Raw genomic sequence first — 12,502 nt, 5'->3', positions numbered from 1 at the left:
ATATCGGAGTTTATGGGAGAGCTTATAAAGGCGTGGGAAGAAGGAAACTGGAGAAAAGACCCTAATCGATGGATTCTTGAGAGTGAAAACTACAGGATGGAAGTCTATGGCTACGATACCGTTCCCGAAAGAGCATTATGGTTTCTTCAAAAGTATGAGGAATCTGAAGATGGAGTTTTGATTCTGGACATCGAAGATGAAGATAAGGATAAGGAGGTTGTAGAAGAAGCACTTGGCTTTCTATCATTTGCGTCGGTAGAGCCAAAAAAGGGAGAAGTTTTCGGTCAGTATTCCGTAATTTCAGGCTTTGCTATTTATTGATGGGTTTTTAAAATATTCTTCTAAGCCTTGGTTTCAAATTGTGTTAAAACAGGGCTTGTTTATATAGTATTTCTTTAAGAGAAAGTTTTGCTATTTCGTTAAAGGTTTCTTTGACTCCAATACCTTTAACGGCGATTGCTTCTAAATCTGGACGATTAAATGGGTTTAAATCTGCTCTTAATGTTTCTACTGGAAGGATTTTGGGCAAGTCTCTTTTGTTGTATTGTATTACTAACGGAACTTCTTCTATTGATGTTCCTCTTTTTTCCAATTCTCTGGTGAGTTCTTCCATAGAAATTATGTTTGATTCGTGTCTCTTTTCTTGACTGTCTGCTACAAAAACGATGCCGTCAATACCTTCAAGAAGGAGTTTTCTTGCTCCTGCGTAAATCACTTGTCCCGGAGTGGTAAATATTGAAAATCTAACTTTGTGTCCGTTAGGAAGTTCTTTTTCTATTGGATTGAAGTCAAAGAAAAGGGTTCTCCCCTTTTCTGTACTGAGAATTATAGGTTCTGGACAACCAAGAATTTTGCTTAGCTGTATAACGTTTTCCGTTTTTCCTCCTAATCCTGTACCCCAGTAAACTATTTTAAGGTTGATTTCTTTTTTTCCGTGGTTAATTATTGCCATTTCATTCTTTTCCTTTGCTCGAAGATTTGACTATTTGTTTAAGAATGTTTGAATTATTGTGTATTTTTCGTCTTATGATGGAAATGCGAACATTAGTTATTACTAATACTGCTTTGAATTTTCTATCTTTCTCATTTAAAAGCAAGATGATCGCTTCGTGCTCCTGCCATTTGATAGGTAAGAGAATTAAGTGGGGAATTCCACAAAATTCCAATAGCGCTGATTTGGTAAAGAATTCTTCTTCAATGGACTCTATCCACTTATCAATCTTAAAGCTTTTGTAATTGCTGTCAAAAATTGAATGAATTTCTATTTTTTCATTTTCTTCTCTGAAAAAGAATATTTTGAGATTCTCTTCATTGATTTCTAAATATTTTAGTAACTCTTTTCTTAATTTGTGTTCGTTTAATTCTTCTAAGACTTTAATTACTTTGGTTTTTTTGGATTTCGATTTTTCTTGAATCTTGGATATGATTAACTGTTTGAGACTTTTATGTAGTTCTAATGTAAGTGTTCTTTCTTGTTGGGAATTGGGCTTGGGATTTTCTTTCTCTATTCTTTGTAATACCTTCCCTTGTGAAAGGATTTCTCCAATTATTTTGTTTCCTTTTGCCTCTGTTTGTATGTCGAAACTGAGATGTCCAATATGTATTTTGTCGTTGATAGAAAATCCCACGATTATCCTCCTAAGAACACTCTCCAATTTAGGGTTTAGAGATTATTGAAGAGAGTCCGAGGAGGACTCTCATGATTTATAAAGAAAGGCTAATGACCTCGTGCTCCCATTTTTTTGATTTGCTCTGTTATAAACACCTTTAGGAGTGGTATTTGTTTCTTTACGTCTTCTTCAGAAATTTCTTCTTGTTGGAGAGATTGTCCCAATTCGACCAATAGAGCCATTAGTCCCTTATAGTAATCTCTTGCTGAAATTTCTCCATTTTTCCTCTTGGCATTAAGTTCATTAAGCTTTTCCATCATTTCCTCGCTCCTACTCATAATTGCCTCCTTCTAACTAAAGTGATGGTTCATAGCGTTTAGCTAAAAGAAGGGCTGGTTTATAGTTTCTTTTCAATGCTTCTTACGGCAGACAAAATAATTCCGAGTTTAGCTTCTTTCGGTGCAAGAACACTGATAACATACTCTCCTTTAGCCGGAGCTATTACCAAGTATCCTTTCTCAGCTTCAATGGATGCCTGGACCACTTTACCTTTACCGCTGTCCCCCAGTTTAGAATCGCTGATGGCTAAAATGGCTGCTGAGGCTGCAGCTACTTCGTCTTCATCGAGACCGGAAGGTAGGTAAGACGCAAGTGGTAAACCTTCCGCGTCTGCTATTACTGCTCCTTCTAACCCGTTATCTTTTACGACTTGGGCAAGGAGCTTTTCCATGTCTTTTGCTGTTGCCATGATCTCACCTCCCTCTTCGTATTTTTGAGAAAGCAGATTTTCTCCGTTAAGTTCAGAATTCTTTCCCATTAAAAGTTCTGCAACGGGGTATGTTTGTAGATGTTCTTCAGAGCTGAAATTCTCTTTTAGGGAAGATTTTTCTGTTCCTTTTTTTGTAGTTGAGTTGTTGAATATTCTCTTTATAAAATTCATAACTCATTTTCCTCCCTGGTCGACCTGACATTTCATGAGAGGGTATGATGTGAGGGGTTGTAAAGGAATAGAAAAGAGAGGTTGCGAGTGGATGTTAGCCATTGCAATACAAGGCTTTGGAGCTCGGGGGGGGGGTAGTTCTACTTTTAATAAATAACAAGGACTTCGCCATCCTCCTCCTACCTATGTACTCGTTGGTAATTTCGCAGAAAATTGTAAAAGTTCTCTGTAGTAGTAGCAATGATGAAAACTTAACAGCTGTTAATTTTTATCTCTTTTATTTTCTTCTTTCGGGGAGGTAGTAGGTAATGAAAATCCTATACGATTTTGTAGTATGGGGAGATAGTATGACCTTAGCTTACATGTACTCAAAGTTAAAAGATGAATATCCTATCTATTTCAGGATGAAAAGAATTGATTCTTTAAAAGAACTGAATTCTTGCTTTTTCTCGAAAAAAAGAAAAGACCCAAGTAGTTGTATCGATGTGGGTTTGGATTTTATCTATTTAGGCATAAATAGACATAATATGGATTCCTTTATAAGAGAAGTGACAGAAGTTAAAAGATATAGAGATTCTTTTTTTGAGTTATTTGCTTTTTTTTCCATCGATTCAAGCGTGGAGAATAATGAGGATAAGCAATACATTGTGGAAAATATAGAAAAACTTTTTGAACGTTCACAAGTAGGAATATCATACTCATCCGAATACGAATTATTTTCTTTTGAATTTATACGTTTTCTGTTATCACTACCCCGTAAAAGAGTTCTTTTGCCGAATGGTAAGACAGTGAATGTTGATTTTTATCAAAAAGTTATTTCTGTTAGTGATTCTGATAGAACGTATAATTTATCTAATGCGGAATCACACATTCTTAAGCAGCTTTTTATTTCTTGGGAAGAGAACAAAAGATACGTTACAGAGATTAAGCTTAGAAATATCTCAAAAAAAGAATCTCTGCCTGTTCTATTATCCAGGTTACGTAAGAAAATTTTACTTCTCTCAGAACTTGTCAATACAGAGCTGTTTTCTATAAAGAAAAGCCGTAAATATGGATATTTTTTGGAGGATAAAGGAGTATGAAATGGTTGTTTAATTGGAACAGAGAAGATAACATGAGAAATATTCCAGAAGAGATAGAAAAACTGTTTGCAAAATTAACAAAAAAAGACTTTCTGAAAGCCATTGTAGTTTTTGACGAGGAAGGAATAATTATTTATTCTATAAATAGAAGCAGCCTTTTTCTTGATAAAGATGTACAGATGTTATTTAACTTGTTCAGAAACACTGAAAAAATAATTTCTGAGAGCATACGTAATGATCGTGTTGTTCTATTTAAGAATTTACTTCACTATAGGGTATCTTTAATTAATGTGAAATTTGGTGTATTTCGTTTATGGTTTGTAAAAAGCCAGAACTATTATCTGGTAGCTATTACAGATGAATCTGAAAAATCCATTAACATGGAAGAATTTGAAGATTTGCTATGTGAAAAGTTAAAAGAACTTGAAGAATTAAAGATTATAGAGTTGTATTCCCGTGGATAGAAGATGCAAAGCTAACTGTTTGTGGAATTGCTGATGATAGGGAGAAGGCTTTTGTAGAAGCAAGCTGCAGCAGAATCATTGAGAAATTAAAAGGAGTGAGTGGAAAAGAGTAGAAATAGCAGCACGGTTGAGACCGGCAATTCTTCTCTCATTCGTCATCCTTCTCACAAAGTTCTGGATACATTTCTCTGGTAAAAAAAGCCACTTTACCGCTAAACTTCATAATTTCCCTAACTATTTCGGGAATATGAGCATCCGGGTTCCTAATGCCTTTTATCAATCCCTCACAAACAGCCTTATAGGGAAGATTCGGAACAGCCTTCCAAATACTGATTATGTAATCTTCGGGATTTATTTCAACCTCATATTCCCTAAAGTTAGCAGGAATTACAATCCTTATCTTCCTCACTTAGCACCTCTCTACCTGGTCAACATCTGGACTCTTGATAGGATTAATCGGTAAATATTTTTGTCTTACCATCTGCATGCCATATTCCAGCCTTTCCCTTGATATTTTCCTTTTTCTGGAAAGAGGAGAAATCTCCTTGAAATTAATGGAAACAGTCATTTCATTAGCAACAAGTTCTGGAATCTTACGGTTAAGATATTTCTTTAGTCTAATCAATCCAGTAGCTTCTAAAATACCAATGTCGTTTCTGACATTCTTACTATCCCTGTTAAGAATCTTTGAAAGCTCATTGATAGACTTTACTTTCTCTTTGGCAAGTAGAGTTAATATCTCTACTCTCTGAGGAGTAAAGACTTTATAGAAACTCTCGTAATCAGAAAATCTTATAACTTTATCTCCTTCTGGAGTCTTAAGAGAAACCTTTACGAATCCAACTTTTTTAGCATTCCAGAAATCCTTTTTCATGATTACCTCCTACCAAAACCTTACGAATGGAGAGTTTAAAACCTCCTGTCCCACTTCCCTTATCCAGTCCTCGATATTAAGCTCTGTTAGAGTTCTAACCTCAGAAAGAAAATCGAGTAAAAGATTTTCTATTCCTGTAAACTCATACCTGATTCTTCCTTCATTACCGTAAATGTGAATGTGAGGTTCTGACTCATGGTAATTATCGTAGAGAACCACTCTAACCGCTGATTCTTCTGTTGCCCATTTGATAATCAAAACCAGCTTATATCTCAATCCATCTGTATAGATGTAGCGGGAAACGTCTCTCTCTTCAAAGAGATACTCAAAAATAACAAGGCTACCATCCTCTAAGACCTCTTGAAATCTACCTTCCAGTTTCAATCACGGTTCCCCCAGAGAGAATCAAAAATTTCTTGAAACTGTCACTGAGAAATATAGGCAAAAATAAAGGTTTTTCAACCACTGTTTTTATAACCCTCTATATATTCGATTAACGACCGTTTAAGACATAGATAATCCACTTGAAAAGGTATGATTCTCTACAAAGATTATCTCTCATAAAACTCGGCAAAATACATTTTTCACAAAAATGTTTCTTTTTCTCTTCTTTCCTCTTTGCAATTCAGTTACTGCTTTGTTAACCTGGAGTATTCCAAGATTTTTGTATGAAAGCTATCAAATCATACTTATCCAAGACTTCCCAAACGGTAGAGCTAATTTGTTTCTCTAATTCCCAATCTCGTGGAGCGTTTATGTAAAGCCTCAGACCGATGTCTGCTCCTTCCTCAGGTTCTCCAATATCAACCTTTACAGGATAGCCTTTCTTGTTTAATTCTTCCTGGATTTCATTGAGGATCTCAAGAGTTGTTTTCTCTGCTATCATCTATCACCTCAAAAAGATGGTTTACAAGATTAATGTAATCCTCAATTTCCTCGTGCAAAAAATTCATGTTTGTTTCATAATCGGCTTCTCTTCGGCGTTCATAGAATTCCTTGAGAAGTCCCAATTCTGTTTTGCTTAAAGGATTTCCATTGGTATAGAGCCATTTTTGGAATGGTTTAAGTATTCCTTTATGTTCCCATTTACCTTTGGGAGCTTCTCCACATACTGCAACCATGATGGAAAAAGCAGAATAATATAATCTACTTATGGCGTCCCTATAAAGATTAGTGTTGTAAAGAATCTCTCCTGCTTTTTTATGTTCTTTAGCTTTTTTTATCCAATTTTCTTTCCAGTTCATCGGTTTTCTCCTATGCTTCCAAGTATAACCTAATGGTTTAACATACTTGGCATGCTCTTAATAGAGGAATAACCCAGCTTCTATCGTTGATTATTTTCCTCTCTCTCCTCGTTGCCGATTCATAACCTATCTGAACTAAAAAAGTCCGAGAATGGGCAAATATGTGGACGAGAGAGGGATTTTTCTTTCAGAGTCCCAAATCCATTCCACTATCTTCTTCAACTTCTCTTCTCCTTCTAATTTCCTTTATCTCCAGCTCCTCACTCTCATCAATTTCCCCAATGTCTCTGAAGTATCCCATTTTTTCAAGAAATTCCACTTCCTCATCAATCTCTTCAATCAAATAGTCCCATGCAAGTTTTCGGACTTCTTCTATTTCACACTTGGTATAGAGTGCAGGATTTCCTCTTATGTCATCTTCGGTTACTTCTTCTCCATTTATGGTCCACTTTCTTTGTTCTGGAGAGGGATGCATATCCTGTAATGGTCTCTGACTATCTCCCAGTTGTCTTTCTCTTTTTCGAGGAATATCGGATATTTCTCTGGAATCAGGATGCAGAACGGATCTCCCTCGTCCTCCACTATCCTCAGATTCCAGAGTTCCACCACTCTCCCCGTAATCCCTTTTTCCAGGTAAAGACTCAATTGGTCTTGTATCTGTATCAGGTCTCTCCGAAGTTGTGAATTTTTCCTCCGAAGTAATGAAAGATTCTCCCGGAGTTTTGAATTCTTCTTCCTCAGTCGGGTAATGTCCTTCTGGAGTTTTGAAATCGTTTCCTGAAGTTGAAGATTCTTTTCCCGTTGTTCCGCCTCCTGTTTCTGAATCTGTTTCATTTCCTGGGTAAACTGTTCTACCTTGCGGTGTTGGGTGTAAAGGTAATAGTTCACTGCCAAGCTGAATATCAGGAAAATCCCTGTTAGAAGACTCACTTTTCTCCAGTGTTTCTGTTTCTTCTCTTCTTTTTGTAGTTCCTGATTCTTCTTGTTGATGCTCAGTTCTAAATCTTTCAGTTCTTTCTTCTTCTCTCCTATCTGGGTCTCCAGATTTTCTATATCTATCTCTATCTCCGAAAGTGCCGTCTTTTCCTTCTTTCTCTTCTGTTTGAGCTCTTCTATTTCCTTCTCCAGCTCCACTTTCTGTTGGGATATAGAGGTCAAGGTCTGCAATGTAGATTTCTTTTTCTCCTCCAGCTTCTTTATCTCCTTTTCCAGTTCCTGTTTCTTTTTCTCCAGGTGTTCTATTTCTTTCTTCAGTTCTTCCTTCTGAAGTTCCAGGTCTTTCAGTTCCTGAGATATTTTCTTCGATAATTCTCTCAATCTCTTCAAGTCCACGGTAATACTCCTGAATGGCATTCTGATAGGTCTGAAAAGTGGCTTTCATCCTTTTGTCCAGAGGAACAGCAATAATTCCTTTTTGGGGATGTCTATAAACTGCATAAGTTCTTTTCCTGCGAATTCTCCTGCCGTAAGGGGATAATCCTCCTGGCTCAATTTCCTTGATTTCAATTCCTCTGGATTCAAGGAAGTCGATGGCTTTTTCTATTTCACCGTTCGATATGAGTTTTGAAGCTTCTAACACAGCTTTCCTGATGTAAGCTTTCCAGCTCCTTTCTGGGGCATGTATTTCTATTTCACTCATCCAGTCTTGGGTAGAAATTCCCCGATGATAGTTCCGTGCAGTTTCTTTCTCTTTTTTGTTCATAAATGGAGAAAGTTCTTTGATTATTTTCCTTTTCAATTCATGAAATTCTTTCTGACTCAAATGGCGAAGTTTTCCTTCTGGAGAAGCTGACTCTACAATGTGAAATGCCGTTCCGTGATTCTCTTTGTGAACAGCAAAGAGGTGGTATCTAAGGGAATCTTCAAAGATTTCTTGAAGTAGATCTAAGACCTTTTCTATCTCTCCATCGGAAAGGAAATGCCCAAAGGAAACTACGAAGTGCTGAGTCCGATAGTCTCCCTGATGAAGGAGAAGAAATCGGTTGTACTCATTTGCAATCTCCCAACACAATTCAGGAGTTAGTTCTCTTCCAGAAAGAAGAGAAAAATAAGAGGGAATATCCGTTCGTATCTCCACTGCTTTCTGAACAATATATCTGGAGCGTCCAGCTCCATCTCCACTTTTATTCGCTATCCTTTTCAGGATTGCCAAGTCTTTCCTCTGCTAACTTGGTTTTCACGGCTTGAACGAGCTCTATAACCTCAACAACTAAATCAATGAGAAGTTTCCTTTCTTTCGCTGGTAATCTTTTTTTATTCAACTGCCGTGCTATCTGATTAACATTGCTCCCTATTTTTCCAAGTTCGGCATGTAGTTTCTGGCATTCTTTCTCCCTTTTCAGGTATTCATCTTTTATTTTTTGAACTTCTTTCTTAATATAGGGAGCATATCCTTCATCTCTTAGAAAGTCATAAACAAGTATTTTTAAAGCCTCGCTAATACTCCAAAAGCCAGATTCTTTTGCTTTCTCTTTGAAAGTTTCATATACTTCGTCCTCTACCTTTGTGCCTAAAACTTTCATTGTTTATCTCCTTAAATCCTTATATAGGGGGTGCAGGGGGACTCCCCCTGCCAAGCGAAGCAACGGTTAACCCGTTGCGAGCTTGCCTGACTAAATTCACAAATCCCGAAAAGGAAAAACTTTGTTTGATTGCTATATAGATTATAGCATTTATTGACATAAAAGTTGACTTATGATATATACTTTGTTAAATACCTGAAAAGGAGATGGATTATGAAGTCAAAGGAATTAATAAAAGAATTTGAACAGCTGGGTTTAACTCCTGAAAAGGTTCTTGAAATAGTTAGAAGATATGAAAGGCAAAAGGAGAAGGTTAAAAAGTATCAAAAAGAAGTGTATGAGAAAGTTTCTATTTCTATTAGGAAAGAAAAAGTTAATCAAGTATCACAAATGACTGGTATAGATGTAAAAAAAGTAAAGAAATACCTTGCAGCTTTAAAGTTAGTTAATGAGGTATCTAAAGAAGAAAGAGAAATGATTAGAGATGCATTACAGCAAATAGAAGGTAAATAATGGATTGGGAAAGAAAGAAGTTTCTGATTGAATTATGAAGTTAAAAAAAAGAACTGTATTCTCTTGAGGAGAAATTAAAATGTTAGAAATTATCTTGATAATCGCCATATTCCTGTTTCTATTAGTTGGATTCGAAATTATTGACTATACTGGTCGTAAGAGAAAAGCAGAAAATTATTAGCCTAATCAATCTTTTCTTTTTCTTTGAAATCAAACCATCAGAACATAATTTATATCTTGATTACATCCGTTAGAGGTAAAAATTGAGCAGGGATATATTCAAAGAACATCCAAGAGCTTACAAGGTTCTAAACCACCAAAAAATCTGGGAAGAAATTAGAAGGCTGAGAAAGAATCCTGAAGTAGATCTAATTCTCAAGCTGTTAGCCATAGGTTGTTATGATTCTTTAAGGGAATTTAAAACTTCCGAAATAGCCAGCATTCTCCACGTAAGTGAAACAAGCATTACAAGATGGGTAAAAATCTGGAACGAAGAAGGAATTGAAGGTCTCAAAAATAAAACGCTGATAATGAAGAAAGAAAGGGAATTAGACAGAATCTGCAAGGAAAGGCAAAAGAAAACAGAAAATGAAGATTAGGAGAAAATATGAACGTTCAAGACACATTCCTGAACAGATTGAGAAAAGATAGGATACGGGTAAATATTTATCTCTTAAAAGGAACTAAACTTGAAGGAAGAATTAGCTTTTTTGATACATTTACTATCCTTTTGGAAAGCAATAAAGGACAAACTCTAATTTACAAAAGTGAAATATCCTCGATTGTTCCAGAAAGACCTGTAAGGAACTTATTTTCAAATCAGGAAAATGAGGATTAGAATGAAAGCAAGAGAAGAAATAGCCAATGCTCTAAAAAGAATGAGAACATTCACAATCAACCAGCTCGTAAGAGAAACCTATAATCTTGATAAAGCTCATATCAATTGGGAAGGCGCCGTAAGAAGCTATGTATGGAAACTCGAAAAGAAAGGACATGTAAGAAAAATTGGCAAAGTAGAAGAAAACGGCAGATTGGTCAACCTCTACCAGAGTCTCGTAATGTATGCTCCAGATAATGAATTGAAATGGTAATCCTCATACTCCCTCTTTCTCCTGCCTGTCTATTCTTCTCAATGGTAAATTTAAATATTTAGAAAATTAGCAAAATCTAATTTTCGCCACATTTTTATTTTTAAGCCGAAGGCTTTGATTTATAAGGAATAAGTGTTAATTAGTGCAATAAGTGTTTTGTTATGAATAGTGATTAATAATGAATGAAAAATCAAAATAAAATGAAGAGCTAAATCAGCGTAGCTGGTAGATATTTGGTGTGCATATTTGGTGTACTATTTGGTGGGGAACGGGAAGAGGTTGATTTTCTTGCTTTTTTACCGAACTTAACCGACCTCTTACCCGAACTTAACCGACCTCTTACCCGAACTTAACCGACCTCTTACCCGAACTTAATTTGTATCTTTACTTCGGATTTTGATTGGTATAAATTTTATTGAGAATAAATGTCTTAGGAGATGACTGATTGCCGAACATTAGTCAGTTAAGATCCAAGTCAGGAAATCCGAAGCTTATAGATGTCAAGCCGAAACTTGACCATAATATAACGATTGCTGGATTACTTGTAACTGATGCTCACAGTGTTCAAAAGAAAGTAAAAAGAGAAGAAAAAGGAATTCTTAAGGGTCTTTTGGTAATTACTAAGAAAATATCCTCTGGTATGGTTTATATAGCTAGTGGAACGGAGTTTCCTAATGCTGAAGCTGTAGATTTATTGCTGTATCTAATTTGGTATTTAGAAGAAAATAATTGGGAAAGAGTTTTAGAAATTGAGAGTCTAAATAAAATAGCTAAGGAGGTTTTTGGAGTTAAAAGACTGGGGAAAAATGATATCTTGAGGCTTGAGAGATTACTTACTATGTGGAAATTCTATGGTTATTATTTCCCAAATTCGTTTGTATGGCAGGGAAAAAAAGTGACTGCTCAGTTTGGAGTAATAGAGAATTGGAAAATTATTCCTCAAGGAAGAGGAAAACCATCAAAAATTAGAATTACTTTTGATGAAGATTTCATAAGAATATGTAAAGAGACTGATTGGTATCGCCGTCCACCTTGGTTGGAGGTTAAGAAATTACGTAGGGAAATATCCAAAACTCTTTATCTCTTGGCTCTTGAATATAAACCTAATGAAAAAGCTAAAAGTTGGAATATTTATATTGATAGCGATATAAAGTTTTGGTATCGCAATACATTCAACTCTCTTGCTAAACATCTTTATCCCAAGTTGATAATAGAAGGTCGACTGAAACCTGCCATAGAGGAAATCAATAAGGAAACCAACCTCAGAATGAAACTTTATCAAACTGAGGAAGGAAATTACGCCATTTCTGTTAAAGAAGTAGCTCCACCGGGATCTGAAAAGATAGAAATTCCTTTTGAGAAGCTTTCCGATGAAGATAAAGCTATCCTTGTTGCATACGTTGAAGCTGTAGCAAAGGAAAAGAAAATCCAGAACATCTGGGGATTTCTACATTCTATGACATCGAAACAGGTAAGAATCTGGTTAAGAAAGGCTAAAAAATACTTCGAGAATGATGTTAGAAGTGATAAAGAAACAGAACTCATTGAAAAACCGAGACTTCTGGAAATATTGAGGGATTGGGGAAGGAAGAAATTGGAAGGAAAGAACTCCCTATATAAACTCTATTTTGGGGAAGATAAAATCCTCAAGGCTTATGAGAGTAACAAAAAAATAGTATTTAAGTGTGTTGACGGAATAGTAGCTGAGTTGCTTACAAGAACATATGGCAAAGAACTCAAAGAAGTATTTCACAAAGAAGTGATTTTTGAGGAAATTCAGTAGTTCCCTTTCTGATATTAACTGTATTTTCCAGTAATGGATAATGGCAAAGTCATTGAAGAGGTAGCTTGAAGAAGTTTGTGGTAAATAAAGATTCGGCTGGTTACAAAAGAGTTTTCTCCCCTCCTCTGGCAGGAGGGGGATATGAGGGAGAAACTTAGGGATAGGGCTATGCTTCAGTCTATGTGAGAATCCGAATTATCTTTCGTAGGTCAGACGATATGAAACAAAGCTGTAGAGGGCGAAAGAGCAACAAACGGCTCTTTCACCCAAGGAACTCCTCCTCGACTACAAATCTACTCCAAGTGAGGATATTATAGCGGAGAATTTTTGATTGAGGTTGAAAAGGATGAAAAAAGTAAAAGTTGTTTTTGGTAGCGAT

19 protein-coding genes are annotated in these 12,502 nt (G+C 35.9%); 8 read left to right on the top strand and 11 right to left on the bottom strand.

Features of this window, described 5'->3' with window-relative positions:
• The coding region (locus ACYQ3A_RS01670) for a hypothetical protein (RefSeq protein ID WP_459895054.1) at positions 1-321 on the top strand (321 nt) is incomplete at its 5' end.
• Between the two features lie 43 nt (positions 322-364).
• On the opposite strand, the gene ACYQ3A_RS01665 is transcribed toward ACYQ3A_RS01670, so the two are convergent.
• From ACYQ3A_RS01665 to ACYQ3A_RS01650, 4 genes are all read right to left on the bottom strand, one after another.
• Positions 365-952 (bottom strand): GTP-binding protein, encoded by a 588-nt coding sequence (locus tag ACYQ3A_RS01665; RefSeq protein WP_459895051.1) that lies wholly within the window; start codon positions 950-952, stop codon positions 365-367.
• Between the two features lies 1 nt (position 953).
• Positions 954-1,628 (bottom strand): hypothetical protein, encoded by a 675-nt coding sequence (locus ACYQ3A_RS01660; protein WP_459895048.1) that lies wholly within the window; start codon positions 1,626-1,628, stop codon positions 954-956.
• A gap of 89 nt (positions 1,629-1,717) precedes the next feature.
• Positions 1,718-1,948, bottom strand: a complete 231-nt coding sequence (locus ACYQ3A_RS01655; protein ID WP_459895046.1) for a hypothetical protein — start codon at positions 1,946-1,948, stop codon at positions 1,718-1,720.
• A gap of 59 nt (positions 1,949-2,007) precedes the next feature.
• Entirely contained in the window at positions 2,008-2,550 is a 543-nt protein-coding gene (locus tag ACYQ3A_RS01650) for a roadblock/LC7 domain-containing protein (RefSeq protein ID WP_459895044.1), read from the bottom strand.
• A gap of 308 nt (positions 2,551-2,858) precedes the next feature.
• Here ACYQ3A_RS01650 and ACYQ3A_RS01645 point away from each other — a divergent pair, with 308 nt between their 5' ends.
• Positions 2,859-3,632 (top strand): hypothetical protein, encoded by a 774-nt coding sequence (locus tag ACYQ3A_RS01645; protein ID WP_459895042.1) that lies wholly within the window; start codon positions 2,859-2,861, stop codon positions 3,630-3,632.
• Positions 3,629-4,096, top strand: coding sequence for a hypothetical protein (locus ACYQ3A_RS01640; RefSeq protein ID WP_459895039.1), 468 nt, complete (start codon positions 3,629-3,631; stop codon positions 4,094-4,096). The genes ACYQ3A_RS01645 and ACYQ3A_RS01640 overlap by 4 nt, the downstream gene beginning before the upstream one ends.
• Positions 4,097-4,244: 148 nt before the next feature.
• Here the strand turns inward: ACYQ3A_RS01640 and ACYQ3A_RS01635 are convergent, their stop codons facing one another.
• From ACYQ3A_RS01635 to mobC, 7 genes are all read right to left on the bottom strand, one after another.
• A complete protein-coding gene (locus ACYQ3A_RS01635) occupies positions 4,245-4,505 on the bottom strand; it encodes a hypothetical protein (protein ID WP_459895036.1) in 261 nt (86 codons plus the stop codon).
• Positions 4,506-4,970 (bottom strand): HVO_A0114 family putative DNA-binding protein, encoded by a 465-nt coding sequence (locus ACYQ3A_RS01630; protein ID WP_459895033.1) that lies wholly within the window; start codon positions 4,968-4,970, stop codon positions 4,506-4,508.
• 9 nt (positions 4,971-4,979) lie between these two features.
• Positions 4,980-5,354: a hypothetical protein gene (locus ACYQ3A_RS01625; protein ID WP_459895030.1), complete on the bottom strand. Its 375-nt coding sequence runs from the start codon at positions 5,352-5,354 to the stop codon at positions 4,980-4,982.
• Positions 5,355-5,610: 256 nt separating this feature from the next.
• The gene (locus ACYQ3A_RS01620; protein WP_459895027.1) at positions 5,611-5,856 is read right to left on the bottom strand and encodes a hypothetical protein; all 246 of its coding nucleotides are present in this window, start codon (positions 5,854-5,856) and stop codon (positions 5,611-5,613) included.
• Positions 5,831-6,214 carry a HEPN domain-containing protein gene (locus ACYQ3A_RS01615; protein ID WP_459895024.1) on the bottom strand — a complete coding sequence of 128 codons (384 nt, stop codon included), beginning with the start codon at positions 6,212-6,214 and terminating at the stop codon, positions 5,831-5,833. Before ACYQ3A_RS01615 ends, ACYQ3A_RS01620 begins: the two co-directional genes overlap by 26 nt.
• Before the next feature lie 187 nt (positions 6,215-6,401).
• The gene (locus ACYQ3A_RS01610; RefSeq protein WP_459895021.1) at positions 6,402-8,366 is read right to left on the bottom strand and encodes a hypothetical protein; all 1,965 of its coding nucleotides are present in this window, start codon (positions 8,364-8,366) and stop codon (positions 6,402-6,404) included.
• Positions 8,338-8,736 carry a plasmid mobilization relaxosome protein MobC gene (gene mobC, locus ACYQ3A_RS01605; protein ID WP_459895019.1) on the bottom strand — a complete coding sequence of 133 codons (399 nt, stop codon included), beginning with the start codon at positions 8,734-8,736 and terminating at the stop codon, positions 8,338-8,340. Before mobC ends, ACYQ3A_RS01610 begins: the two co-directional genes overlap by 29 nt.
• 213 nt (positions 8,737-8,949) lie before the next feature.
• On the opposite strand from mobC, the gene ACYQ3A_RS01600 reads away from it, so the two are divergent.
• From ACYQ3A_RS01600 to ACYQ3A_RS01580, 5 genes are all read left to right on the top strand, one after another.
• Positions 8,950-9,249 (top strand): hypothetical protein, encoded by a 300-nt coding sequence (locus ACYQ3A_RS01600; RefSeq protein WP_459895017.1) that lies wholly within the window; start codon positions 8,950-8,952, stop codon positions 9,247-9,249.
• A 263-nt stretch (positions 9,250-9,512) separates the two neighbouring features.
• Positions 9,513-9,848 carry a helix-turn-helix domain-containing protein gene (locus ACYQ3A_RS01595; RefSeq protein ID WP_459895014.1) on the top strand — a complete coding sequence of 112 codons (336 nt, stop codon included), beginning with the start codon at positions 9,513-9,515 and terminating at the stop codon, positions 9,846-9,848.
• Between the two features lie 8 nt (positions 9,849-9,856).
• Positions 9,857-10,087, top strand: coding sequence for an RNA chaperone Hfq (gene hfq / locus ACYQ3A_RS01590; RefSeq protein WP_459895012.1), 231 nt, complete (start codon positions 9,857-9,859; stop codon positions 10,085-10,087).
• Position 10,088: 1 nt separating this feature from the next.
• Complete coding sequence (locus ACYQ3A_RS01585; protein WP_459895009.1) at positions 10,089-10,340, top strand: hypothetical protein; 252 nt, start codon at positions 10,089-10,091, stop codon at positions 10,338-10,340.
• A 445-nt stretch (positions 10,341-10,785) separates the two neighbouring features.
• Positions 10,786-12,123 carry a hypothetical protein gene (locus tag ACYQ3A_RS01580; protein WP_459895006.1) on the top strand — a complete coding sequence of 446 codons (1,338 nt, stop codon included), beginning with the start codon at positions 10,786-10,788 and terminating at the stop codon, positions 12,121-12,123.
• Positions 12,124-12,502 lie beyond the last annotated feature (379 nt).

Source organism: Desulfurobacterium crinifex (genome assembly GCF_054656775.1).
Note: the sequence above shows the minus strand (reverse complement) of the source record. Positions and strands in the feature narration are given on the sequence as shown.

Coding starts and splice junctions, on each gene's coding strand:
- ACYQ3A_RS01585 (WP_459895009.1), top strand. CDS start 10,089: ATGAAAGCAAGAGAAGAAATAGCCAATGCTCTAAAAAGAATGAGAACA.
- ACYQ3A_RS01600 (WP_459895017.1), top strand. CDS start 8,950: ATGAAGTCAAAGGAATTAATAAAAGAATTTGAACAGCTGGGTTTAACT.
- ACYQ3A_RS01665 (WP_459895051.1), bottom strand. CDS start 952: ATGGCAATAATTAACCACGGAAAAAAAGAAATCAACCTTAAAATAGTT.
- ACYQ3A_RS01655 (WP_459895046.1), bottom strand. CDS start 1,948: ATGAGTAGGAGCGAGGAAATGATGGAAAAGCTTAATGAACTTAATGCC.
- mobC (WP_459895019.1), bottom strand. CDS start 8,736: ATGAAAGTTTTAGGCACAAAGGTAGAGGACGAAGTATATGAAACTTTC.
- hfq (WP_459895012.1), top strand. CDS start 9,857: ATGAACGTTCAAGACACATTCCTGAACAGATTGAGAAAAGATAGGATA.
- ACYQ3A_RS01645 (WP_459895042.1), top strand. CDS start 2,859: ATGAAAATCCTATACGATTTTGTAGTATGGGGAGATAGTATGACCTTA.
- ACYQ3A_RS01620 (WP_459895027.1), bottom strand. CDS start 5,856: ATGATAGCAGAGAAAACAACTCTTGAGATCCTCAATGAAATCCAGGAA.
- ACYQ3A_RS01640 (WP_459895039.1), top strand. CDS start 3,629: ATGAAATGGTTGTTTAATTGGAACAGAGAAGATAACATGAGAAATATT.
- ACYQ3A_RS01650 (WP_459895044.1), bottom strand. CDS start 2,550: ATGAATTTTATAAAGAGAATATTCAACAACTCAACTACAAAAAAAGGA.
- ACYQ3A_RS01615 (WP_459895024.1), bottom strand. CDS start 6,214: ATGAACTGGAAAGAAAATTGGATAAAAAAAGCTAAAGAACATAAAAAA.
- ACYQ3A_RS01630 (WP_459895033.1), bottom strand. CDS start 4,970: ATGAAAAAGGATTTCTGGAATGCTAAAAAAGTTGGATTCGTAAAGGTT.